Source organism: Rhizobium sp. 2MFCol3.1 (assembly GCF_000377565.1).
Taxonomy (GTDB): domain Bacteria; phylum Pseudomonadota; class Alphaproteobacteria; order Rhizobiales; family Rhizobiaceae; genus Rhizobium.
This window is the reverse complement of record NZ_KB898372.1, coordinates 42,615-64,119: the sequence shown is the minus strand read 5'-3', so window position 1 is coordinate 64,119 and position 21,505 is coordinate 42,615. Positions and strand designations below refer to the sequence as shown.

Here is a 21,505-nt window from a genome sequence, read left to right as displayed (position 1 = left end):
GTCCAGGCCCCCTCACAATGGTTGAAGATCTTGTCACCGGCCTATTTAACACCCATTCATCTAGACATGGGAGCGCCGGTTGGAAGCCAAGATCGAGGACTATGCCCTGATTGGAGACTGCGAAACCGCAGCGCTTGTGTCTTGTCACGGATCAATCGATTGGCTTTGCTTTCCTCGGTTCGATTCCCCCGCCTGCTTCGCCGCGCTGCTGGGGAATGAAGAAAACGGCCGATGGTCGATCAGCCCGCGCCAAAAGTATCGGACAACGCGTCAGTATCAAAAGGATACCCTCATTCTTGAAACGACATTCGAAACCGACACCGGTGTCGCTGTTGTGCGCGACTTCATGCCGTTGCGAGATGGTGTCAACGACTTGGTCCGCATCGTGGAAGGCAAACGCGGTCGCGTCACGTTCGATTTTGAACTGGTCATTCGGTTCGACTACGGCCGCACGATACCATGGGTGACGCAGGCCGAGGATGGCATCCTCACGGCAATTGCCGGTCCAGACATGCTGATCCTTACCTCCCCCATCGAGCTGCAAGGTCAAGACATGCGCACGCGGGCATTTTTCGACATTTCGGAAGGCGAGCAGCTTGCTTTTACACTCACCTACTGCTCATCACATCTACCGGTTCCAACGCCACGAAAGATCGAGAAAGCCGCCCGCGAGACCTCAAAATTCTGGATCGACTTCGTCAGGAAGTGCCCAGATGTCGGACCTTGGACCGAACAGGTAAAGCGATCGCTGATCACGCTCAAAGCCCTGACGTACATGCCCACCGGCGGAATTGTCGCAGCCGCGACGACGTCTCTGCCCGAACAGCTGGGAGGTTCCCGCAACTGGGACTATCGCTACTGCTGGCTCCGCGACGCAACGCTGACCCTGCTCGCGTTCATGAAGCTCGGCTACTACGATGAAGCGGCCGCGTGGCGAGATTGGCTGCTGCGTGCTGTCGCGGGCTCACCTGAGCAGATGCAGATCATGTATGGCGTCGCTGGCGAACGAAACCTGCTGGAGTGGGAGGCCACTTGGCTTGTGGGCTACCGCTCATCTCGGCCCATTAGGATCGGGAATGCCGCAGCGGAACAGTTTCAGCTTGATGTCTATGGCGAGGTCGCCGACGCGATGACCCAGGCAGTGAAAGGTGGGCTTCCGTCACATCCACGCGGCAAGACGCTGAACTCCGCCCTCATTCCATTCCTAACAAAAGTATGGCGGGACCCTGACGAGGGTATCTGGGAGGTCAGAGGCGATCGGCAGCATTTTACATACTCTAAAGTGATGGCTTGGGTTGCGTTCGATCGTGGCGTGTGGATGGCGACGGAAGCTGGCGACACCGAGCGTGCAAAAGAACTACGCGCCATCGCAGACGAGATCCATCGTGAGGTTTGTGAGAAGGCCTACGATGAAAAGATGGGAAGCTTTGTGCAGGCCTACGGTTCGACCACTCTCGACGCCAGTCTCTTGCACATAGGCTTGGTCGGCTTCCTGCCGGAGGATGATCATCGCTACATTGGCACTGTCGCCGCGATCGAAAGCAAGCTCATGCGCGATGGGCTTGTCCTGCGCTACGAAACCCAGGACGTTGGAGATGGATTGCCGCCTGGCGAGGGCGCGTTTCTGGCATGCAGCTTCTGGTTGGTCGATGCGCTAAGTCTGATCGGCCGCGAAGAGGACGCCAAAACGCTTTTCAATCGACTGCTCGAACTTTGCAATGACGTCGGTCTGCTTTCCGAGGAATATGACCCCCAGCACGAGGTGATGCTTGGAAACTTCCCGCAAGCGTTTAGCCATGTGGGCCTGATCAATAGCGCTCTAAACCTTTCTCGATTGCATGGAGCTGCAGACGAGCGGTCGCAGGGCGCCGAGTGAGTGATCAGATCGCTGCTCCTTGCAATCAACGACGGCTCGCTCCAATTCTACACTGAGCCAAGATGACGGTGTGGACCCAAAACGCGCGGGCCCTAGGTTAAAAGTCCTTCACGCCGAGTTTCTTTAGACGCATTCTCTTTCCCGATAGGATTTCGATGCCCAACATAAATGCCGACACACAAGCCAGGCGCATCCTCGCGGTCGATATCGGCGGCAATCACATCAAGATATTGGCGGATGGAATCGAAGAACGGAAGGCAAAGTCTGGGCCAAAGACTTCGGCGAAGGACGCCGTCGCTGCCATTCAGGCACTAGCGCACGATGTTGACTATGACGTCCTTTCCATTGGCTATCCCGGCCCAGTGAAGGACAATCGGCCATCACTGGAACCTGTGAACCTAGGTCCGGGATGGAAAGACTTCGACTTTGACCGAGCCTTCGGCAAACCCGTCAAGATTGTCAACGACGCCTTGATGCAGGCTATTGGCAGTTATGATGGTGGCCGGCTGTTGTTCCTGGGGCTGGGCACCGGGTTGGGCGCAGCGATGGTGATCGAGAACGTCGCTCAGCCGCTTGAGCTTGCGCATTTGCCCTATAAAAAGCATGGCTCGTTCGAGGACTATGTGGGCCGCCGTGGTCTCGACGGTAGGGGACACAAGAAATGGAAAGCCTCGGTGTTCGATGTCGTTTCCCGCCTGCAGGCAGCGCTGCTTCCAGATTATCTCGTCATCGGTGGCGGTCAGGTGGACGAACTGGATGAACTGCCGCCAGGCTGCCGTCGTGGGGACAATAGATTGGCCTTTGTCGGAGCCAATCGGCTGTGGACCGATAAGGCGCTGATCATTTAGCCGCCTAACATAGGTTCACCAAGCCATCCACATCGTATCAAAGGAGGTTACCGTGAATATTCGCACCGCCACCGCGCAAGACGCGCCTGCGATCAGCGAGATGCTCCAGAAGCTTGTCGCCGCTGGAAAGCGGACCGCGCGAGCAGACATCGAATTTGTTCGTGAAAACTATACGGACAACCCGGTTGGCATCCGGTGCTGTCTTGCCGAGGACGAAAAAGGCAATCTTCTTGGGATACAGTCTCTTATCCGCGCAGCCGAGGGCAACCGGTACGAAACGCCGGTTGGATGGGGCATCATAGGAACGCACGTGTCCCCCGACGCTGCTCGCAGGGGAGTAGGCAGGCGACTGTTCAAATGCAGCCGCGAGGCAGCAATCGAAGCTGGACTGTCCAAGATCGAGGCGTTTATCGGCAAAGATAACCTTGTTGCACAATCATACTATGCGCGAATGGGGTTCGAAACCTTCCGTCACACAGACACTGCGGTGTGCAAAGTTTGGACAAGATAGAGCTGAACGCGCTGTAAGCGCTTCGTATAGACCCAACCTTGGGCCGGTCTGATGTTCCTCATGATGCATGCGAGATGGCGTTCGGTTGTACGCAGGGATGGCGTCCGTGGGGCAATGTCGAAGCATGGCAAAGGGAGAGACATCCTAAAGCACCGAATGCTGAGCGACCCATCGTTTAGCGCTATGACGGCGGGCTATTCGAGGTCTGCATCGATCCGTTCGATCAGTCCCGTGCTGTCCAATCTGACATCCAGCCGTCCGACCTCGTGACCGAAGTCGCCTGTGAAATCGACTCGAAGGCGCGCGCTGCGTGGGCCGAACGTCTCCACCGTCAGGAGACGTGTCACTGTCTTGTATCCTTTGAAGAACCGCTCGACGTAGTCGCGAATGCCGTCGTTCCCGTCGAAACGTTTTCCGGTGGACGGGTCGTCGATCACCGCGTCCGGAGTGAACAAAGCCGTCACCGCGTCGGTATCGAAAGCGTTCGTCGCATTGATAAGACGTGCGGCCACGGCGTGGAAGTCAGCCTTCTCCTCCATCATCGTCACCTTTCGTGCTGCCAGCTCTTGAAGACAAACTCTAGTGTAGCCATCAAGATCGCGCACCTGCGATGCAAAGTAGCGCGGGTCACAGTGATGCGGCGATCCCGGCGCGTAAATCGACATGGCGCCCGCGGCGATCGCTGCGTCGTAGGCGGCGGCAACCGACGCTTCTGAGCTCGCGACAAAGCCGACATGAACCGCCCCAGGCGAGGGTTCGCCTTGCCGCAGCCAAAAGAACATCCGTCCGCTTGCGCCGAAGCCTTTAAGGTCGGGATGGCCGACGGGGCCGTCCTTTCCATCGTAGTCGTGCCGCTCGGTGATCCCGATCGGCCGAAGGCTTCTGGAATAGAACTTGATGGAGCGTTCCGTATCCAGAACCGTCAGAAAGATATGATCAAGCATCGCTGTTTTCCTTTAGATCACGTAGCCGCCGGAAACTTCGATGTCCTGTGCGTTGATCCAGCAGTTCTCGTCAGACAGGAGACTGGCGACCACACTCCCAACCTCATCGGGCTCGCCAACGCGTCCCAGCGACGCCATAGCCGCAAGCTTTGCTTCGAATTCCTCGTTCAATCCGCCACCAAGGTCTGTTCGGATCGGCCCTGGAGAAACGGAGTTCGACCGGATCTGTCGTCCGCCGAGTTCCTTGGCCAAGTATCGGGTCATCACCGCGAGGCCGCCTTTGAAGGACGCGTATGGAGCCACTCCGGCGAAAGCGACGCGGGTGGTCGCGCTCGTCATGTTCACGATGTGCCCGCCATCGGCCATCAGAGGCAGAAGCGTTTGCGTCAGGAAGAACGGTCCCTTGAGGTGGACATTGAACAGACCATCGAACTGGTCCTCGGTTACGTCGGCGAGGGGCGTGAACAGCCCATATCCGGCATTGTTGACCAGGAAGTCAAAGTCGCCGCGGCCGAACGTTGCTTGGAGCACTTTCTCTAGGTTTTTTCGGAAGACCGCGAACGAATGGATCTGCGAGACATCCAGGTTTAGGGCGACCGCAAGGCCGCCGATCTCATTTACAGAAGCGACAACGTCGTTCGCGGCCTCAGCATTGCTGTTGTAGGTCAGGACGACTCCCATCCCTTTCGCTGCGCACATTCGCGCCGTGGCGGCGCCGATCCCGCGGCTCCCGCCGGTGACAATAACGATCTTCATGACAATTCTCCAATGTCCGATAAGGATGACGATTTGATATCCGCAGCAGCCGCGCAGCGCTCACCCGATCCTCCTCGATCATTGCCTATTTCTGCTTTCCTGTTGCTGAAACTTTCGGCGCGTGCAATCGTCCCTCCGATGGAACAACAGCTTGAAGAACTCCGACATCTGGCTGCGCGAGCGGAGAACCGCCGAACCGAAACCGGGATACCCCGTGTGGCGATGGTGCAAGGAGAGATCCCGGAGCATCAGTTAGCCGCCGTCTACGAACCGATGGTCAATCTGATCCTGACGGGATCGAAGTCCATGACGGTCGGCGACCGGACATTTCACTACGATCCGGCCACCTATTTCGTAATGTCGGTCGACCTGCCGGCCGTGGGCTCGGTCCATCCGGATGAACGTGGCCGACCATACCTCGCGATCAGTCTCACGCTAGATCCGGCCATCGTTGCGAACCTGATCGCTGACCTGCCAACGACTGCCGGCGGAACCCTCTACAGCTCGGGATTTTCGGTGGCTCCAATAACTCCCGAGCTGCTCGATGCCTGGGTGCGCATGCTTCGTTTGATTGACCGTCCTGACGATGTCGCCGCCCTGGCACCTGCCTACGAGCGTGAAATCCTGTTCCGTGTTCTGCGCGGGCCTCTCGGCTGGATGCTTCGCGACATTGCGATGCCGGAGACGCCTCTCGCACGCGTCGGCGGTGCTATTCGGTGGATCCGGGAAAACTTCGCGAAGCCTCTCCGCGTCGAGGAACTGGCGGAGATGACCGCACTTAGCGTGTCCGCGTTCCATCGCCACTTCAAAGCGGTAACAGCGCTCAGTCCTATCCAGTACCAGAAGCATGTTCGTCTCCTGCATGCGCGTTCCCTGCTGCTATCAGGGGAAGGCACCGCGACATCGGTGGCCTTCGGCGTAGGGTATGAAAGCCCCAATCAGTTTAGTCGGGAGTATGCTAGGCAGTTTGGCCTGCCGCCGCTCAAGGACGTCGCAAGACTGCGGGTGCGGGCAGTCTAACGCTGGGCGGCATGGGGCGGGTGGCGAGACCACCGCCCGTGACACGTATTGTCTCGCAGCCTTCGCAAAAGTGTCCGACGGCCGAACGGATTGTGCGGAGGGCGGCTGCGACGTTGATCGCGAGATCGTTCAGCACGTATGGCGGCATTGGATTTCACAGATTGTTTGAAACTCGACCCGCAAATCCGAACCGGCGACACGGACCGCCAAGCTTCTTAAATCCATGGTCCTCGCTCTATGAGCGCCTAACTTGAAGTGCGACGGCGACGGCACTGACCAGCCCGCCGACCGCGGCTACCGCGAGCCATCCGGCGTTGGTCCAGTCAGCAATGGCCACGTCCGATCCGATGGCGCCGCCAAGAAACATGGAGCCCATCAGGACCGTGTTGAGACGGGCACGCGCGTTGGGGTTTAGGGCATAGACCAGCGATTGGTTCGATACCAACGCGCTCTCCATTCCGAAGTCCAAGGCAATGACCCCGATGACGAGGCCAGCGATTGAGCCGCCAACTCGTGCTGGAACCAGGCCCTGTTGGTTTTGCCTGACGGGCCTGATCTAGCTTTGCGAGAATGCTTGCGACGTGAAATCAAAGCTGTCATCGTGATTACGATAGGCGCCGGTCGAGATCTGGATGAGCCGACGAACATTCAGTTCTTCCATAACGGAGATGATTGTGGCGACGCCGCGCATGATCGGCCGCTTCTCGGGGGATTTCAAACTCTTGGGTCCAAACGCACTGATGAAAGCGTCCGCACACGCGACGCATGCCATGATCGTGTAGCGGTTATTGAGGTCGCCACCGATGATCTTACCGTCGAATGTTGAAATTTCTGTGGCGTCACGGGTGTAGGCGGATAGCTCTTATCCGCACTGCAGCGCCTCTTCGATAATGCGCTTTCCGATTGGTCCGGTCCCTCCAAACAGAGTGATCTTCATAGTGTTGACCTGTTTGTCGATGCTTTAAGCGACCACACTGGCCGCTCAAAGCCTGGTAGTCACGGCCGCAGCGGTAAGCCGGTCGACCTTCAGGCCGCCTTTCCAAGACCCCGCGAACCTGAGTTTCGGCGGCTGCGATGGCAGCCTTGACGGCTTCGGGACCGAAAACGGTGCCCTCCACGCGAACAATTTCAACGTCGGTCAGGCCGATGAAGCCCAGCAGGTGGCGCAGATATCCGGTCTGGAAGTCAAAGGCGGACCAGTCGCCTCCGGAGAAGACGCCGCCGCTGGCAGTGACGAGATAGACCTTCTTGTCGGTCAGCAATCCCTGTGGGCCACCGGCTTCACTGTAGCCAAAGGTCTCACCTGGCCAGGTGATGTGATCGAACCAGGCTTTGAGCTGTGACGGCAGTCCGAAATTGATCATTCCCGAGCCGAGGACGAGCACGTCAGCTGCCTTCACCTCATCGACAAGTTCCTGGGCAAGGGCGACGGCCTTAGCCTGCTCGGTGTACGCGCCTCTGGAGCTGCGACGCGGCCCTGAATATAGGCCTGCTCTATTTGCGGCGGTGGGTTGGTCGTGAGATTGCGGGTCACGAGCGGTCCTCCCCTGCGAGCCTTCAGCCCTTCGGCAATCTCAGTTGCAAAGCGGGTGGAGAAACCTTCCGAGCTACGTGGGCTCGATGTAACGAGGAGGATGGTCATGAATGCTCCAATATGAACGGGGTGGTAAATTCTTGTGACTAACAATAATAAAATCACTGGAAATCACCCGCAAGAAGGCACTCGGATGACACTTGGTAACATCGATCTTCCTACCCCCCCAAGGTGGAGACTGTAGGGTGGTTCGCGCAATCCTCGACCTTGTCGGCGACAAGTGCACCTGTACATCATCGCAACCCTCAGGGACGGCCTGTTCGGTTTAACGAATTGAAGCGACAGATCGATGGGATCTCGCAACGGATGCTGACGATCAATTTGCGCGGACTGGAACGCGATGGGTTGGTCAAGCGGACTTTGTTTCCAACCATTCCGCCGCGGGTAGACTATGAGTTGACGGACATGGGGCGAACGCTTCTCGCCCCGGTTATGGCTCTCGTCATGTGGGCGGACAGCAATCGGGAGAACATTCAGCACGCACGCATCAAATATGACGCGAGCTAAGGAGCGTCCGGCGGGCGTGCATTTGGTGATAGGGAGATCAAGCGATACGAGAATGGCTGCGAGCACTTGGACAAAGATATCCGATAAGGTCATGCTCGCTTCTGTCGTCTGCACCTGTTTGGGCATACGCATTTGAAGGAACCCACGTACCCTTCGCAGACTATTGCCCCCTGGGCGTGCGGCCCATGGTCCGTTTAAACGCTTGCGCAAAAGCGCTTTGGGAGGCATAGCCAACAAGTTCGGCGACTTCTGGAACCCCACGTCCCCGAGCCAGTTCCCGCTGTGCCAGGATCATACGCCACCGCGTCAGGTAGTCGAGGGGTGGCCGGCCCACGCGCCGGGAGAAGCGCAACGTGAGTGCCGAGCGCGACATTCCAACTTCCCGCGCCAGGGCTTCAATGGTCCAACGACGCGCCACATCCTCGTGCATGAGCCTGATTACCTTGGCGAGACGTGGATCGGCCAGCGCCGAGATCCAGCCCAGCTTGTCTTCGGGATGGGTCGCGACATAAGCCCTGATGGCCTCCACAACGAGTATGTCGGCGAGCCTGGCAGCGACAAGGCTGCCGCCGAGCCTCTCGGCGTCTGCTTCATCCTTAAGTGCGGCGAGCGTCGAGGCAATGCTCCGGGCGCTCGGCGATCGAGGCTGTATTTTCAGGAACTTGGGGAGTGCGTCGAGAACGAACGATCCACAGCCGGCTGCGAACCCGCTGCCGCCGCCGATCATAACAGTGTCGCACTGTTTTCCGATCCGCACCGTGTTGTGGCCCGGAAACGCGTAAAGCTCCATGCCATCTGACGCATCAAGGCCAGGATCGCTCGTCACCGTGTAGGATGTATCGCTGAGAAGGATCACGTCTCCCTCGTTCAGCGCTTCAGGAGGCCGATCGGAAAGCACGAGCCAGCATTGGCCCTTGACGACCGCGACAAATTTCAGCCGCTCCCTTCCGTCGAAGCTTAGTGCCCACGCGCCGCCTGCTTCCAGGCTGGTTCCGCGGACACTGCTGGTGCCAAGAGCCGTTAGAACGTCTGAGAAGGTGTCATTCATGAGGTTTGGCCGATCTCGACAAAGAATGAGCCATCCAAGCATGGATGGTCCAGCTTTGCCACGGTATATTGTTAGCAACTTTAAAGGAGCATTCCATGACCATCGAAAATAAGGTCATCGTCATCAGCGGCGCTGGCCGGGGAATAGGGCGCGCGACAGCGCTGCACCTGGCGGCGCGTGGCGCTTGTATCGTTCTCGGCGCTCGCAGCGAGGTCGAGCTTGCCGACGTGGCGAACGCAATCGTTAGGGCAGGTGGCAAGGCCATATTTTGCGTGACCGATGTTACGAAGCGGTCTGACCTCGACATGCTGGTTGGCCGCGCCTGCCAAGCATTCGGTCGCTTGGACGTGATCGTCAACAATGCAGGCATTGGTCCGATTTCTCGTTTTGATGCGCTGCGTGTCGATGACTGGGACGCCATGATCGACGTCAATCTTCGCGGCACGCTCTATGGTATTGCAGCAGCACTTTCGGTTTTCGCGCGGCAGGGTGGAGGCCATGTGATCAACGTCCTGTCGACCGCCGGCCTCAAGATCGTCCCGACGATGGGGGTCTATGCCGCCACCAAGAACGCGCTTCGCACCGCTACCGAAGCCCTTCGTCAGGAAGCAGGTCCAAACCTGAGGGTGACCGAAGTGTCTCCGGGCTTCATCGACACCACCTTCACCGATTCATCGATTACCGACGAAACCGTGAGGGCTAGGATCAATACGCAGAAAGAGCAGCTGGCAATCTCGCCGGACGCTATCGCACGCGCCATCGCCTTTGCGATCGAACAGCCCGGCGATGTCGAGGTTGGAAGCATCGTTGTTCGTCCGACAGCGCAGGACTGAAGTCGCGTCCGCGCGCCGTCGGATGTTGGTCCTGGTTTTTGCTCACCACGACGCCGTGCAGCCAGTGAGGGTGTCGCCATTCCCGTGACCACGCGGCTTAAGTCGGCTTCATACCTCTGTTGCCCAAGCCAACCGAGGGTGCGTGTCAGATCTGTGCCATGCCGCCATCGACAGCTAGTTCTGCGCCTGTCGTAAAGCTGCTCTCGTCACTTGCAAGGAAGAGCGTTGCTGCCGCCACCTCTTCAGGCCGACCCATGCGACCAAGCGGGATCATGCTGGACAAGGCATCTCGAACCTCCTTCGAGGCGCTTGCCATCATTGCCGTATCGGTTGGTCCGGGGCTGACAACGTTGACGCGGATTCCTTTCGAAGCGAGCTCATTGGCCCATGTGCGGGTAAACGAACGAACTGCCGCCTTCGTCGCACCATAGACGCCGTATCCCTTCGTGCCGATATCGCCGGCGATCGAGCCTATCAGCACGATCGTTCCACCAGCCTTCATGAGGTCGAGCGCGCCCTGTGCCGCAAAGACGAGAGACCGCACATTCAGGCCAAATGTCCGATCGAAATGATCCTCCGAAATGTCTTCCAACGGCGCATATTCCGACAGGCCTGCATTGATCACGAGGACGTCGATCCGGCCATGTTCTGACCTGATCTGTTCTAGAACAAGCTGAAGATCGGCCTTCTCGCTGGCGTTTGCTTGAATGACCCGGATGCTGCCGGAGCCTCCTGTTTCCAGCAAACTCTCTCCACCTTTGCGGCTAGTTGCATAGACCTGCGCGCCTTCGCGGCCGAAGCGTTGAGAAATCGCTCCACCGATGCCACCGACTCCGCCAATCACGAGGGCGACCTTGTTTGCCAATCTGCTCATGTGAACTCCATCATCGTTGATGAAGCCTAGATATACGCTCTATACCTACGGTCAATTACGCACTAAAGGTAAAGCAGATATCGAGGAGTATACCTATGACTGCACCGGATGAAGGTCCTTTTCTCAAAGTAGACCCCTCCCGCCGGCCCAAAGCTGTGTCTACTGAGGCCTTGCTGGATGTGGAGAAAGCGCGTCCGGTGCTGGAGCAGATCGCCAACAAGTGGTCAGTGCTGATCCTGACGGTCCTGTGCTCCAGGCCATCCAGGTTCAACGAAATCATGCGGCGCCTCGACGGGATTACGCACAAGGCCCTTTCCGAAGCCTTGAAGCGGCTGGAACGCAATGGGCTCATTTACCGCGAAGTTCTGACGACAACGACACCGGTTGGCGTTGAATATACGATTACTCCGCTCGGCCGCTCACTCCAGCAACCGTTCGAGGCGCTTTATGCATGGTCGATGGCTTACGGTCCGGAGCTTGAGGCCGCCCGTCGGCAATACGATCGCGTTCGAGACTAATTCGCTGTCACGGGGCAGAGTTTTATCTCCAGCCTGACACTCTGACGATCTGCATGCCAAAATTCTTGCCTTGTAGGAGCATTCTCAAGACCGCGAACGAAGTCTTCTGCCCACTTGAAGCTGCCATCGCAATCCACGCTGCAAATGGATCGTTGTCGCCCCTGAGGGGCGACAACGGTTGGTCAGATCGCGTTCGCCAGCTTGTTGTCGATATACAGTTGCCGAAGCTTGAGCGTCTGCAGGCCCGGCTTGCCGTCTCCAACCGGTTGCCCATCGATCTTGGTGACCGGTAGAACGAAGTTGGTGGCCGAGGTGATGAAGGCTTCCGCAGCGTTTTTCGCTTCCTCGGGAGTAAATGCACGTTCTTCGACGCCGAGGCCGGCGTTGCGGGCGATGTCGAGAACGCTCAAGCGCGTGATGCCGTGCAAGATCGCGTTCGACAGGCCGCGCGTGATCAGCTTGCCGTCCTTGCTGATGATATGCGCCGTCGCGGCGCTCGCCTCGGTAACGAAACCGTCCTCCACCAGCCAGGCATCATCGGCGCCCATGGATGCTGCCTGCATCTTCGCCATCGAGGGGTAAAGCAGCTGAACCGTCTTGATGTCGCGCCGAGCCCAGCGCTGATCGGGAACCAGGGCGACGGAAATTCCGGTCCTTACCTTCGGATTGTCAAGTACAGACTTTGCTTGCGTGAACAGAACCAACGTCGGCGTCACATTTTCAGGAAAAGCGAAGTCGCGGTCGGCCGCGCCGCGGGAAATCTGTAAATAGATAAGCCCTTCTTGAAGACCGTTCTTCAGGACGATCTCGCGATGAACAGACAGAAGTTCCTCTTCCGTCAGCGGGCAGTCGATGCCGAGCTCGGCCATCGAGCGATGCAGGCGAGCTGAATGCCCGGCATATTCAAGCAGCTTACCATCGACAACGCCAGTAACCTCGTAGATCGCGTCGGCGAACAGGAAGCCGCGGTCGAAGACGGAGATTTTTGCGTCAGCTTCGGCGAGCCAGCTGCCGTTCAAATATACGGTACGGGTCAAGATCATTCCTCGTTCAGATTTCAGGCTTGGAAAAGGGGGCTATGTCGATTCCGGCGGCGATGAGTTTGTCACGCAACGCACGCGCCGTCACCGCAGCGCCCGGCGTGTCGCCGTGAATGCAGACGGTGGCCGCGTCGACGGCAAGGCTTGCGCCGCCGACCGTCGGGATTTTGTTGTTGCAGACCATCGAGAGCACCTGGTCGACGCTCTGCTCGACATCATGAATGACAGCGCCCTCCATCTGTCTAGGCGCCAGCATGCCATTGTCGCGATAGCGGCGATCGGCATAGACCTCGCACGCGACGCTGAGGCCGGCGCTATCCGCGGCGCGCATGGTCTGCGAGTAGGGGAGGGTGATGAAGACGAGGTTCGGATCGACCGCACGGATGGCGCGCACGCAAACCGCAGCCAGTTCCGCATCCTCGGCCGCCATGTTTCCGAGCGAGCCGTGCGTCTTCACGTGGGTGATCGGCCAGCCGAGTGCTGTTGCCATGCCCTGGATCGCGGCGATCTGATAAACGATCTGTGCCTCGATATCTTCAGGCCGTTCGCCCGAAATTCTGCGTCGGCCGAAGCCATAGAGATCCATGAAGGAGGGATGGGCGCCGACGGCGACCCCATGCTTCTTTGCGCTCAGGATCGTGTCGCGCATGACAACGGGATCGCCGGCATGGAAACCGCAGGCGACGTTGGCCGTGGTGATGATCTCCATCATGGCCGCGTCGTCGCCGATCTTGTAGGCGCCGAAGCTCTCGCCCATGTCGCAGTTCAAATCTACGGATACCATGGTCGAACTCCTTGTTTGCGAGGGTGCTGCCGGTCGTTCTTCAATTGCCGGCGCATGTAGGATAACGCTTGACATACAGTTGGTGTACTGAAATGACAAGTGCATTGTCGATTGAGAATCTTGCTTGTCGAGACGTGTTTGATGGTGATGGTGGAAATATCTCTCGCTCTAAGTTTGCGCTCGGCACTCCCGCCTGAGCGGCATTCTACTGCGCCCAAAGCCCTCGTAAAGGTGAAGTCCCGGATATGGTGATGACCCAGTCGGTAAAGCACAAATATCCGCGCATCATCGCCTGTGGCGACAGCGCGCTCGTCGTCGAATTCTCCGACCAGATCGATGAAGAAACGAATCAGCGGGTGATTGCGCTTGCAGATATGCTGGCGACACAGCCAATCACAGGTATCGTCGAAACCGTTCCGACCTACCGCTCGCTTCTCGTCGCCTATGACCCAACCGTCATCCGCGCGAAGAACCTCTCGACTTCGCTCGAAGCACGGCTCGGCCAGCTGTCGGCGGCTAGCGCTACCGCGCGCCGGATCACCGTGCCCGTTCTCTATGGCCACGAGGTCGGGATCGATCTCGATGAATTGGCGGAAATGAAGCAGATGTCGCGCGAGGAATTGATCGCGTTGCATGTTTCTGCGGATTATCGCGTTTACATGATCGGCTTCGCGCCGGGCTTTTCCTATCTTGGCGGCCTGCCGCAGCCGTTGCACACGCCGCGCCTGGCCGTTCCGCGCCAGCGGATCGAGGCGAGCGCGATCGGCATCGGCGGCAGGCAGGCCAGCATCAATTCCGTTCCCGGCCCGAGCGGCTGGCGGTTCATCGGGCGCACGCCGCTCAAACTGTTCGATCCCTCTCGCGCCGAGCCATTCCTGTTGCGCGCCGGCGATCGCGTGCGGTTCCGCCATGTTGATGTCGATGAGGCCGAAAGCCTCGATGCCGCCATCAGCCGAGGCAAGGCGGTGGAGGAGTGGGAGACGCCATGACCGTGCTCCATATCAAACAGGCCGGCCCGATGCTGACGGTCCAGGATTTCGGCCGCGCCGGGCTTATGCACCTCGGTGTCTCCGGGGCCGGCGCGATGGATCGCGCATCGATGCTGATCGCCAGCCGGCTGGTCGGCAACGCTGATGGCGACGCGGCGTTGGAATTCGCGCATGTCGGCGGGGCCTTCGTGGTTGAGAAGCCGGTGCGTTTCGCTGTGACCGGCGGCGCTGTCGACATCACGGTAGATGGTGAGGTCAGACACGGCTGGGAAAGCCACTGGCTGATGCCGGGCGAGGTCCTGAAGATCGGTGCATTGCGACAGGCGGTGTGGGGTTACCTTGCGATCTCGGGCGGCATAGAGACGCCGATGGTTCTGGAGGCGCGCTCGACGCATCTTCGCTCCGGTCTCGGTGGCATCGAGGGTCGGCGGCTTGCGATCGGCGACCATCTGCCGCTCGGCGAGACGAAACCGGCGCCGCTGCTGGCGCTGCGTAAACCGTTCTCCCGCTCCGGTGGGCCGGTGCGGGTCGTTCCGGGGCCGCAGGCGGATCATTTCGACGCGAAGGCCTGGAAGAATTTTCTGCAGCAACCCTTCGGCGTCACGCCAACTCGAGACCGCATGGCGCAGGTTCTCGACGGGCCGGCGATCCATGCCTTTACAGGGCACGATATTGTTTCCGATGGCACAGTGGCAGGCTCGATCCAGGTGCCTTCATCCGGCCGGCCGATCGTGCTGATGGCGGAGCGCCAGACGACGGGCGGCTACCCCAAGATCGCGACGGTTGCCTCGGTCGACCTGCCACGGTTGGCGCAGACCGCGACGGGCAGCACCATTCGCTTCAAATCCATATCCCAGGATGAGGCTGAAGATCTGCTGATTGCGCGCAACGAGGCGCTCGCGGATATCCTTGCATCTCTCGAAGAAAAACCAGAGGCCGCGACAAAGGCGGAGGAACAACAATCATGAGCCAACCGCTTGCCAAGCAGGCCTATGCGAAAATCATCGAGATGATCCTCGCCGGTGGCCTCAAGCCCGGCGACGTCCTGCAGGAGGCGAAGCTCGGCGAGGAGCTTGCCATGTCGCGTACCCCGGTGCGCGAGGCGATCAAGCGCATCGAGGCAGAGGGCCTTGCCATCCAGGAAGGGCGCTTTCTCAAGGTTCGTACGCTGACGCCGGGCGAGGTGAACGAGATCTTCTTTCTGAGAAGCGTCATCGAAGGCTATTGCGCTCGCCATGCGACGGCGGTCGCACCATCAGTTCTCGACAGTCTCGAACGGCGCGTGGCTGCTCTGATGACGGAAGGGCCGGGCGAAGAGGACGAACAGCGCCGGGTCGACGACGATTTCCACCTGACGCTGGCCAGCTCCACGTCCAACCAGATGATGGTGCGGACGATCAGCGACCTCAGGCGCCGGACCTGCATGTTCGACCACAGCCTTGTACCCGCACGCTATCTGAAGGGCTGCGAGGAGCATCTCGAAATCATCGCGGCGCTGCGCGCAAAGGATGGCGAGCAGGCTGGAAAGCTGATGAGCCAGCATGTCCTCAACGCCCGCGACGCGATTGTCGGGCGGCTGGAAACCAACGAGCGGAAAGCAACGCGATGAAGTGCCTGATCGTTCAGCCCATTCACAAGGATGGCCTTGATCTTCTGCAGCAGGCCGGCGTGGAACCCGTGCTGTGCCCATCGCCGGACGCTGAGACCGTATCGACAATGATCATGGGCTGCGACGCCGCCATCACCCGCGATGCGGGCCTCTCGGCTGCGCCCATCCTCGCAAGCGATCGCCTGAAGGTCGTTGTCGTTCACGGCGCGGGCCACGATGCCGTCGACAAGCGCGCGGCGCATCAAAAGGGCGTGCTGGTGTGCAACACACCCGGCGCGAACGCGCAATCGGTTTCGGAACTCGCCTTGGGGCTCACGCTCGCCGCGGCCCGGCTTGTTCCGGCCGCGGATCGTGCGGTGCGCTCCGGCGAGCGCGGCTTTCGCGAAGCCCATACGTTTCATGAATTGTCCGCCAAGACGGCGCTTGTCGTCGGGTGGGGCGCGACCGGCGCCGGCTTGGGGCGGATGCTTTATGCAGCGCTCGGCATGCGGGTTCTCGTCTTTTCGCCGCGAAGCACAGACATCGGCTCGTTCCAGCGGGTGAGCACGCTCGCCGAAGGTCTGGCGCAGGCCGATGTCGTCTCGCTCCACACACCCATGCGCGACGAAACCCGGGGCATGATCGGCGCCAGCGCTTTTTCGGCCATGAAACCGGGTGCCATTCTCGTCAACACTGCGCGTGCCGGTTTGATCGACGAGACGGCACTTTGCGACGCGCTCGCGAACGGCGTCGTTGCCGCTGCCGCACTGGATGTCTATTCGCCGCAAGCGCCGAGCGGTCCGCTGGGCGCCACCGAGCGCGTCATCTTCACCCCGCATCTTGGCGGCACGACGCCCGAGGCGCTGCAGCGCGTCGCTGTTGGTGCTGCCCGCAATGCGCTTTTGGCGCTTTCCGGCGAGAAGCCGGCCACAACCATTGATTTCCTACCGGAGGTAGCCTTATGAGCGCAATCATCAGGGACACGATCGATCGCCTGCTTGATCGCATCAACGCCATTTCCGATCCCGGTCCAGGCTTCACCCGCCCATCCTACAGCCCCCTCGAAAGCCGCGCGTATGATGTGGTAGCCGAGGAGGTCGAGCGGCTGGGCATGGCGGTATCGCGGGATGCGGCCCTCAATCTCTTCGCGCGCCTACCAGGCCGCGATCGCAATGCACCCCCGATCTATATCGGCTCGCACGTCGATACTGTTGCAATGGGCGGCGCTTATGACGGCGCGGCCGGTGTCGCCGGCGCCGTTGCGCTTGCGGCGGCCTTCGTGGACAGCGGGCAGGTGCCGCCGGTCGATCTTGTCGTTACCGTGACGCGCGCAGAGGAAAGCGTGTGGTTCCCCGTCTCCTATGCCGGCTCGCGGGCCGCCCTCGGACGCCTGACCGCGCCTGAGCTGCAGGCGAAACGGGCCGATAACGGCCGCACCCTCAGCGACCATATCCGCGCGGAAGGCGGTGATCCCGATGCCATATTGAGCGGTCCGGGCCTTTCGCCCGCACGCTTCATCGAACTGCATATCGAGCAGGGGCCGGTGCTTGACGACGCGAAGGAAGCCTTCGGCATCGTCGATGGGGTGCGCGGCGGATTGCGCTATCGTGAGGCGCGCATCGGCGGCACCTGGGCGCATTCCGGCGGCGCGGCGCGTGCGGCACGCTCGGACGCGGTCTTCGCGCTCGCCGATCTGATTGTCGCAATGGACAAGCACTGGGGTAACATCCTCGAAGGCGGCGACGATCTCGCTGTGACCTTCGGTCGGGTCGATGCGGCGAGTTCTGAACACGCCTTCGCGAAGGTGCCGGGCCGGGTCGATTTCTGCGTCGATCTGCGCAGCGACGATGTCGCGGTTCTCGAACGCGCCGATGCGCTGCTGCAGGCCGAGGCGGCATCCATCGCCGCGTCGCGCGGCGTGCGCTTCGACTTCGGGCAACAGTCGCGCAGCCAGCCGACGCGGCTGTCGGCTGGTCTCGGCAACATGATTGCCGATGCGGCGCAACGTCTCGGCCATTCCCCGCGCCGGATGTTGTCGGGAGGCGGCCATGATGCGGCAGCCTTCGCGCAGGCGGGCTGGGACTCCGTCATGGTGTTCCTGCGCAACTGGAACGGCAGCCACAATCCCGATGAAGCCATGGACAATGCGGATTTGGCTGCCGCGGTCGAAACCTTGTATGTCGCTATTGCCGGCGAAACGGGCGGTCACGATGAGTGAAAGGGAAAACCTGACACAACAGGTCTATCGCGATCTGAAGCAGCGCATCCTCGAGGGGCAATTTTCCTCCGGGGACATGCTGACCGAACGTTCGCTCGCGCAGGACTCGGGCATATCACGCACGCCGCTGCGCGCGGCGATCTCGCGCTTGGAGAAAGAGGACGTAATCTCAAGGCTGCCGAACGGCGCGCTCATGGTGCGCCAAGTGACCGTCGAGCAGTTGCTCGAGATCGTCCAGCTCAGACGCTTGCTTGAAGGAGCCGCGGCCGAGACGGCAGCGACCCGGCCCCTCACGTCCGATCTCATCCGCTCGCGCGAACTCATGCGTGCCTACGCCAGTGGTGGCGACATCGCTTTCGATCACTTCTGGCTCGACGACGATGCATTTCACAACGCCGTTGCCTATGCAGCCGACCTTCCCTTGCTCGCGGCCATGCTGACCGAGATGCGCGGCGTTGCGCGCCGCTGCACCATTACTCGCACCCACGACCGTTTCGACCAGCAGGCGCTTGAACACATCGCGGTCATCGACGCTATCGAAGTCGGGGACAGCGCGGCGGCGCGAATGGCGATGGAGACCCATTTCGACAGCGTGCGTGCCCGCTTCCTCGGCTGGCTAGCGCGGAGTTAGATATTGAACATGCAATCCAAGATACTGAATGAAAGCATCGATACGCTCCGCGCAAGCGAGGCAGCGTTTTCGCGCGACGAGTTCTCGCGGCGCCAGGCACGTGCGGTGTCGGCGCTTGCCGCCAGCGGCCATGAGGCGCTTGTCGTCACGGGGCCGGAGACGATCTACTGGCTGACCGGGCGCCAGACCGCCGGATATTTCGCGTTTCAGGCCTTGATCATGACGGCATCGGGGGACTTGACGCTGCTTGTTCGGCAGTTGGAGTTCTACGGCACGGTGGCCAACACCTGGCTCTCCGATATCGTCGTCTACCAAGATGGCGAGAGCCCGGTCTCGACGCTTATGGCGCTGTTGCGGGACCGAAAAATCGCGCGGCCGGCGATCGAGCTCGGTGGCTGGTTCCTTCCCCCACGAGTGGCCGAGGAGATCTCCAGGGAGCTCGGGCAAGAGCGTCTTGCCGATGGCTCGGATATCCTGCCGCCGCTGCGCATGGTCAAATCGGCCGATGAGCTCGCCGCCATCCGCGCTGCCGCGGGCTATGCCGAGGCGGGCATGATCGCGGCCATCGACGCCTGCCGGGACGGGGCCAGCGAAAACGACATCGCGGCGGCCATGCTGCAGGCGGCGACACAGGCCGGTTCCGAGGCCATGGCGATGGAGCCGCTCGTCTCATCGGGACCGCGTAGCGGCCTGCCGCACATGACTTGGCGCCGGCGCCTGTTGGAGGCGGGCGATCCGGTGTTCCTCGAACTCGCGGGCAGCCATGCTCGTTATCATTCCGCGCTCATGCGCAGCGTCTGGATCGGCGGCCCGCCCGATGCCGCACAGCGTATGATGGATTGCTCGCTACGCGCCCTCGACGGCGCGCTTGCGGCGATCCAGCCGGGTGCGTCGTGTTCGGCGCCACATGAAGCCGCACAGCGCATCATCGACGAGGCCGGCTACACCGCCGCGTTTCGCAAGCGTATCGGCTACTCGATGGGCGTCGCCTTCGCGCCCGATTGGGGCGAGGGGGGTATCCTCAGCCTGTTCACCGGCGTCTCGCGCCTGATCGAGCCGGGCATGGTGTTCCACCTGCCGGCGACGCTGCGCAGCTACGGCCACTGGACGGTCGGTGCGTCGGAGACGGTGATCGTTACCGAACACGGGGCCGAGCCGCTGTCGAGCCTACCCAGAACCCTCACCATTCGCTGATCAAGACCATTTCGCCATCACAAAGGAGACCACCGTGCGCTCACTCTTCCATCTCGCCTACCATGTCACCGATCTCGACGCGGCAAGACGCTTCTACGGCGACGTCCTCGGCTGCGCCGAAGGCCGCTCGACCGATACCTGGGTCGATTTCGACTTCTTCGGTCACCAGATCTCGCTGCACCTCGGCAAGCCGTTCGAAGTCACGCGTACCGGCAAGGTTGGCGATCACATGGTGATGATGCCGCATCTCGGCGTCGTGCTGCCCCTTGAAGATTGGTTCGCTCTCGCCGAACGCCTGCAAAAGGGCGGTATCGCCTTCGATATTCCGCCGGTCGTCCGCTTCGAGGGTGAGCCGGGCGAGCAGCGGACCATGTTCTTCTTCGACCCGAGCGGCAACCCGATCGAGGTCAAGGGCTTCAAGGATTTCGACAGCGTCTTCGCGCACTAAAAAGAAAAGGACCGGGCGATTATCTCGCCCGGTCCTTTGTTATCGCGGTTACCGCCGCCTGACCTAGAAGACGCTCGGCGACTTCGTCAGCAGCTCGTTGCCATCCTTGCCGATGATGATGATGTCCTCGAAGAAGGCAGCACCAACGCCGTCGAGCGACAAGAACGCCTCGACGCCGAAGACCATGTCCTCTTCCACGACGTCCTCTGGCATCGACATGGTCGTCGAGATGCGCGGCAGCTCGAAGCCGAGACCAATGCCGTGGCCGAAAAAGGGGAAGTTCTTCATGATCGAAGAGATCGAGCCGCCGAACGCGGCCGTCATGCGATCGCCTTCCGCCGCAACATCGAGCAATTTTGTCCCCGGCCTCATCATATCCGACAGGCGATGCACGATATCGCCGGCGGCTTCGATCAGCCGCAGTTGTTCGCTGTTAGCCTTGCCACGCACCGCTGTCCGGCCCGGATCGAGGTAATATCCCTGAAACAGGGGACCATGCAGCGTGCCGGTGACGAGATCGCCGACAGCAGGCACATCGGCGCTGTAGCCTGTCAACGGGAAGCGCTGGTCGAAGCCCAGCGTGTCGCCATGGTTGGTGCCGATCATCTGGATCCGGCCACCGCGGCGCACGACCTCACGCGCCGCCTCGCCGGCCGCTTCGCGCTCCGACATGCCGCTGATCAGGCTTTCCATCAGGATTGTCATTCCCGCCGTCGCCGTCTCTCCCGCGACACGATAACAGTCGAGTTCGCGTTTGCTCTTGATGCGCCGGACCGATCTGACGAGATCGTCGGCCGCGACCCATTCGATCTCGGACGCGATCGCTTCCAGCTGCCGGTAATATTTCACCGGGATCAGGTTGGTGCCGACGAGCGCGACCGGACCCGTAACTCCGCGTTCGACGAGCGAGCGGGCAACGCTTTCAAATGGATGGTTGCTGCTCAGCACGTCATCGATCGAAACCAGATCGCGACGCACTTCCGGCTCATCGATATGCAGCTGCGGCGCCCGCCCTTCCTGGAGGATGACGCCCGCGAAGGAGCGTGCTGTCCAGATCAGCGAGTCCATGCCGCTGCTGATTGCATAGTGGTTGGAGAGGTAGAGGATGTCGCCGCAATTGTCGGTCGTTCCGCCGCCGCGCCCGAAGACGACAGTCGTGGCGAAGCCGCGCAGTTTCATCTCGTTTTGAACGCGAGCCCAGCGGGCCTCGTATTCGTCCAGCGGAAAATAGCGCTCCATCATGTCACTCCGTATGCACTCATTTGTTAAGGCCTTTATTTTCGG

The 21,505-nt window shown here is 60.4% G+C and carries 24 protein-coding genes and 1 pseudogene; 15 read left to right on the top strand and 10 right to left on the bottom strand.

What is annotated here, in order from left to right:
• The first annotated feature begins 79 nt into the window (after positions 1 to 79).
• From D460_RS0127245 to D460_RS35485, 3 genes are all read left to right on the top strand, one after another.
• A complete protein-coding gene (locus D460_RS0127245; RefSeq protein WP_018901783.1) occupies positions 80 to 1,876 on the top strand; it encodes a glycoside hydrolase family 15 protein in 1,797 nt (598 codons plus the stop codon).
• A gap of 155 nt (positions 1,877 to 2,031) precedes the next feature.
• The gene (locus tag D460_RS0127240; protein WP_018901782.1) at positions 2,032 to 2,724 is read left to right on the top strand and encodes an ROK family protein; all 693 of its coding nucleotides are present in this window, start codon (positions 2,032 to 2,034) and stop codon (positions 2,722 to 2,724) included.
• Between the two features lie 52 nt (positions 2,725 to 2,776).
• Positions 2,777 to 3,235, top strand: a complete 459-nt coding sequence (locus tag D460_RS35485) for a GNAT family N-acetyltransferase (protein ID WP_081619991.1) — start codon at positions 2,777 to 2,779, stop codon at positions 3,233 to 3,235.
• Between the two features lie 194 nt (positions 3,236 to 3,429).
• On the opposite strand, the gene D460_RS36935 is transcribed toward D460_RS35485, so the two are convergent.
• Entirely contained in the window at positions 3,430 to 4,179 is a 750-nt protein-coding gene (locus D460_RS36935; protein WP_245267814.1) for a nuclear transport factor 2 family protein, read from the bottom strand.
• A gap of 12 nt (positions 4,180 to 4,191) precedes the next feature.
• The gene (locus D460_RS0127220) at positions 4,192 to 4,935 is read right to left on the bottom strand and encodes an SDR family oxidoreductase (protein ID WP_018901780.1); all 744 of its coding nucleotides are present in this window, start codon (positions 4,933 to 4,935) and stop codon (positions 4,192 to 4,194) included.
• Positions 4,936 to 5,073: 138 nt separating this feature from the next.
• Here D460_RS0127220 and D460_RS0127215 point away from each other — a divergent pair, with 138 nt between their 5' ends.
• Positions 5,074 to 5,955 carry an AraC family transcriptional regulator gene (locus D460_RS0127215; protein WP_018901779.1) on the top strand — a complete coding sequence of 294 codons (882 nt, stop codon included), beginning with the start codon at positions 5,074 to 5,076 and terminating at the stop codon, positions 5,953 to 5,955.
• 235 nt (positions 5,956 to 6,190) lie between these two features.
• Here the strand turns inward: D460_RS0127215 and D460_RS0127210 are convergent, their stop codons facing one another.
• The 3 genes and pseudogenes from D460_RS0127210 to D460_RS33960 form a co-directional block, all read right to left on the bottom strand.
• Complete coding sequence (locus D460_RS0127210; RefSeq protein ID WP_018901778.1) at positions 6,191 to 6,400, bottom strand: hypothetical protein; 210 nt, start codon at positions 6,398 to 6,400, stop codon at positions 6,191 to 6,193.
• Between the two features lie 111 nt (positions 6,401 to 6,511).
• Positions 6,512 to 6,760 carry a hypothetical protein gene (locus D460_RS33965; RefSeq protein ID WP_245267820.1) on the bottom strand — a complete coding sequence of 83 codons (249 nt, stop codon included), beginning with the start codon at positions 6,758 to 6,760 and terminating at the stop codon, positions 6,512 to 6,514.
• Between the two features lie 229 nt (positions 6,761 to 6,989).
• Positions 6,990 to 7,597 (bottom strand): annotated as a pseudogene (locus D460_RS33960) (NAD(P)H-dependent oxidoreductase); the annotation flags it as partial.
• 258 nt (positions 7,598 to 7,855) lie between these two features.
• Between D460_RS33960 and D460_RS37200 the strand changes: the two are divergent.
• Positions 7,856 to 8,056 carry a winged helix-turn-helix transcriptional regulator gene (locus D460_RS37200; protein ID WP_018901774.1) on the top strand — a complete coding sequence of 67 codons (201 nt, stop codon included), beginning with the start codon at positions 7,856 to 7,858 and terminating at the stop codon, positions 8,054 to 8,056.
• A 160-nt stretch (positions 8,057 to 8,216) separates the two neighbouring features.
• Here the strand turns inward: D460_RS37200 and D460_RS0127185 are convergent, their stop codons facing one another.
• Complete coding sequence (locus D460_RS0127185) at positions 8,217 to 9,104, bottom strand: AraC family transcriptional regulator (RefSeq protein ID WP_018901773.1); 888 nt, start codon at positions 9,102 to 9,104, stop codon at positions 8,217 to 8,219.
• A gap of 95 nt (positions 9,105 to 9,199) precedes the next feature.
• Between D460_RS0127185 and D460_RS0127180 the strand changes: the two genes are divergently transcribed.
• Complete coding sequence (locus D460_RS0127180) at positions 9,200 to 9,937, top strand: SDR family oxidoreductase (RefSeq protein WP_018901772.1); 738 nt, start codon at positions 9,200 to 9,202, stop codon at positions 9,935 to 9,937.
• Positions 9,938 to 10,082: 145 nt separating this feature from the next.
• Here D460_RS0127180 and D460_RS0127175 read toward each other — a convergent pair whose 3' ends face one another.
• Entirely contained in the window at positions 10,083 to 10,811 is a 729-nt protein-coding gene (locus tag D460_RS0127175; RefSeq protein WP_018901771.1) for an SDR family oxidoreductase, read from the bottom strand.
• A 95-nt stretch (positions 10,812 to 10,906) separates the two neighbouring features.
• Here D460_RS0127175 and D460_RS0127170 point away from each other — a divergent pair, with 95 nt between their 5' ends.
• On the top strand, positions 10,907 to 11,329 hold the full coding sequence (locus D460_RS0127170; RefSeq protein ID WP_018901770.1) for a helix-turn-helix domain-containing protein: 423 nt from the start codon (positions 10,907 to 10,909) through the stop codon (positions 11,327 to 11,329).
• 182 nt (positions 11,330 to 11,511) lie between these two features.
• Here the strand turns inward: D460_RS0127170 and D460_RS0127165 are convergent, their stop codons facing one another.
• Both D460_RS0127165 and D460_RS0127160 read right to left on the bottom strand, forming a co-directional pair.
• Positions 11,512 to 12,372: a D-amino-acid transaminase gene (locus D460_RS0127165; protein ID WP_018901769.1), complete on the bottom strand. Its 861-nt coding sequence runs from the start codon at positions 12,370 to 12,372 to the stop codon at positions 11,512 to 11,514.
• 7 nt (positions 12,373 to 12,379) lie between these two features.
• Positions 12,380 to 13,153, bottom strand: coding sequence for a 5-oxoprolinase subunit PxpA (locus tag D460_RS0127160; protein ID WP_026283597.1), 774 nt, complete (start codon positions 13,151 to 13,153; stop codon positions 12,380 to 12,382).
• 251 nt (positions 13,154 to 13,404) lie between these two features.
• On the opposite strand from D460_RS0127160, the gene pxpB reads away from it, so the two are divergent.
• The 8 genes from pxpB to D460_RS0127120 are packed head-to-tail and all read left to right on the top strand — an operon-like array spanning position 13,405 to position 20,221.
• Entirely contained in the window at positions 13,405 to 14,142 is a 738-nt protein-coding gene (pxpB, locus tag D460_RS0127155) for a 5-oxoprolinase subunit PxpB (protein WP_037112254.1), read from the top strand.
• The gene (locus D460_RS0127150) at positions 14,139 to 15,110 is read left to right on the top strand and encodes a biotin-dependent carboxyltransferase family protein (protein ID WP_018901766.1); all 972 of its coding nucleotides are present in this window, start codon (positions 14,139 to 14,141) and stop codon (positions 15,108 to 15,110) included. Before pxpB ends, D460_RS0127150 begins: the two co-directional genes overlap by 4 nt.
• Positions 15,107 to 15,751, top strand: coding sequence for a GntR family transcriptional regulator (locus tag D460_RS0127145; protein WP_018901765.1), 645 nt, complete (start codon positions 15,107 to 15,109; stop codon positions 15,749 to 15,751). Before D460_RS0127150 ends, D460_RS0127145 begins: the two co-directional genes overlap by 4 nt.
• Positions 15,748 to 16,695 (top strand): NAD(P)-dependent oxidoreductase, encoded by a 948-nt coding sequence (locus tag D460_RS0127140; protein WP_018901764.1) that lies wholly within the window; start codon positions 15,748 to 15,750, stop codon positions 16,693 to 16,695. Before D460_RS0127145 ends, D460_RS0127140 begins: the two co-directional genes overlap by 4 nt.
• Positions 16,692 to 17,948, top strand: coding sequence for a hydantoinase/carbamoylase family amidase (locus D460_RS0127135; RefSeq protein WP_018901763.1), 1,257 nt, complete (start codon positions 16,692 to 16,694; stop codon positions 17,946 to 17,948). Before D460_RS0127140 ends, D460_RS0127135 begins: the two co-directional genes overlap by 4 nt.
• Positions 17,941 to 18,579 (top strand): GntR family transcriptional regulator, encoded by a 639-nt coding sequence (locus tag D460_RS0127130; protein ID WP_018901762.1) that lies wholly within the window; start codon positions 17,941 to 17,943, stop codon positions 18,577 to 18,579. Before D460_RS0127135 ends, D460_RS0127130 begins: the two co-directional genes overlap by 8 nt.
• Positions 18,580 to 18,588: 9 nt before the next feature.
• Positions 18,589 to 19,773, top strand: a complete 1,185-nt coding sequence (locus tag D460_RS0127125) for a Xaa-Pro peptidase family protein (RefSeq protein WP_026283596.1) — start codon at positions 18,589 to 18,591, stop codon at positions 19,771 to 19,773.
• 34 nt (positions 19,774 to 19,807) lie between these two features.
• Positions 19,808 to 20,221, top strand: a complete 414-nt coding sequence (locus D460_RS0127120; RefSeq protein ID WP_018901760.1) for a VOC family protein — start codon at positions 19,808 to 19,810, stop codon at positions 20,219 to 20,221.
• Between the two features lie 63 nt (positions 20,222 to 20,284).
• Here D460_RS0127120 and D460_RS0127115 read toward each other — a convergent pair whose 3' ends face one another.
• Positions 20,285 to 21,460 (bottom strand): M24 family metallopeptidase, encoded by a 1,176-nt coding sequence (locus D460_RS0127115; protein WP_018901759.1) that lies wholly within the window; start codon positions 21,458 to 21,460, stop codon positions 20,285 to 20,287.
• Positions 21,461 to 21,505: the final 45 nt, after the last annotated feature.

Bases quoted from the DNA above. Each gene is read 5' to 3' on its own strand.
- D460_RS0127145 (WP_018901765.1), top strand. From the start codon at position 15,107: ATGAGCCAACCGCTTGCCAAGCAGGCCTATGCGAAAATCATCGAGATG.
- D460_RS0127170 (WP_018901770.1), top strand. From the start codon at position 10,907: ATGACTGCACCGGATGAAGGTCCTTTTCTCAAAGTAGACCCCTCCCGC.
- D460_RS0127160 (WP_026283597.1), bottom strand. From the start codon at position 13,153: ATGGTATCCGTAGATTTGAACTGCGACATGGGCGAGAGCTTCGGCGCC.
- D460_RS0127240 (WP_018901782.1), top strand. From the start codon at position 2,032: ATGCCCAACATAAATGCCGACACACAAGCCAGGCGCATCCTCGCGGTC.
- D460_RS37200 (WP_018901774.1), top strand. From the start codon at position 7,856: ATGCTGACGATCAATTTGCGCGGACTGGAACGCGATGGGTTGGTCAAG.
- D460_RS0127115 (WP_018901759.1), bottom strand. From the start codon at position 21,460: ATGGAGCGCTATTTTCCGCTGGACGAATACGAGGCCCGCTGGGCTCGC.
- D460_RS0127140 (WP_018901764.1), top strand. From the start codon at position 15,748: ATGAAGTGCCTGATCGTTCAGCCCATTCACAAGGATGGCCTTGATCTT.
- D460_RS0127180 (WP_018901772.1), top strand. From the start codon at position 9,200: ATGACCATCGAAAATAAGGTCATCGTCATCAGCGGCGCTGGCCGGGGA.
- D460_RS0127220 (WP_018901780.1), bottom strand. From the start codon at position 4,935: ATGAAGATCGTTATTGTCACCGGCGGGAGCCGCGGGATCGGCGCCGCC.
- D460_RS0127130 (WP_018901762.1), top strand. From the start codon at position 17,941: ATGAGTGAAAGGGAAAACCTGACACAACAGGTCTATCGCGATCTGAAG.
- D460_RS36935 (WP_245267814.1), bottom strand. From the start codon at position 4,179: ATGCTTGATCATATCTTTCTGACGGTTCTGGATACGGAACGCTCCATC.
- pxpB (WP_037112254.1), top strand. From the start codon at position 13,405: ATGACCCAGTCGGTAAAGCACAAATATCCGCGCATCATCGCCTGTGGC.
- D460_RS0127185 (WP_018901773.1), bottom strand. From the start codon at position 9,104: ATGAATGACACCTTCTCAGACGTTCTAACGGCTCTTGGCACCAGCAGT.
- D460_RS0127165 (WP_018901769.1), bottom strand. From the start codon at position 12,372: ATGATCTTGACCCGTACCGTATATTTGAACGGCAGCTGGCTCGCCGAA.
- D460_RS0127125 (WP_026283596.1), top strand. From the start codon at position 18,589: ATGCAATCCAAGATACTGAATGAAAGCATCGATACGCTCCGCGCAAGC.
- D460_RS0127135 (WP_018901763.1), top strand. From the start codon at position 16,692: ATGAGCGCAATCATCAGGGACACGATCGATCGCCTGCTTGATCGCATC.
- D460_RS0127215 (WP_018901779.1), top strand. From the start codon at position 5,074: ATGGAACAACAGCTTGAAGAACTCCGACATCTGGCTGCGCGAGCGGAG.
- D460_RS0127150 (WP_018901766.1), top strand. From the start codon at position 14,139: ATGACCGTGCTCCATATCAAACAGGCCGGCCCGATGCTGACGGTCCAG.
- D460_RS0127175 (WP_018901771.1), bottom strand. From the start codon at position 10,811: ATGAGCAGATTGGCAAACAAGGTCGCCCTCGTGATTGGCGGAGTCGGT.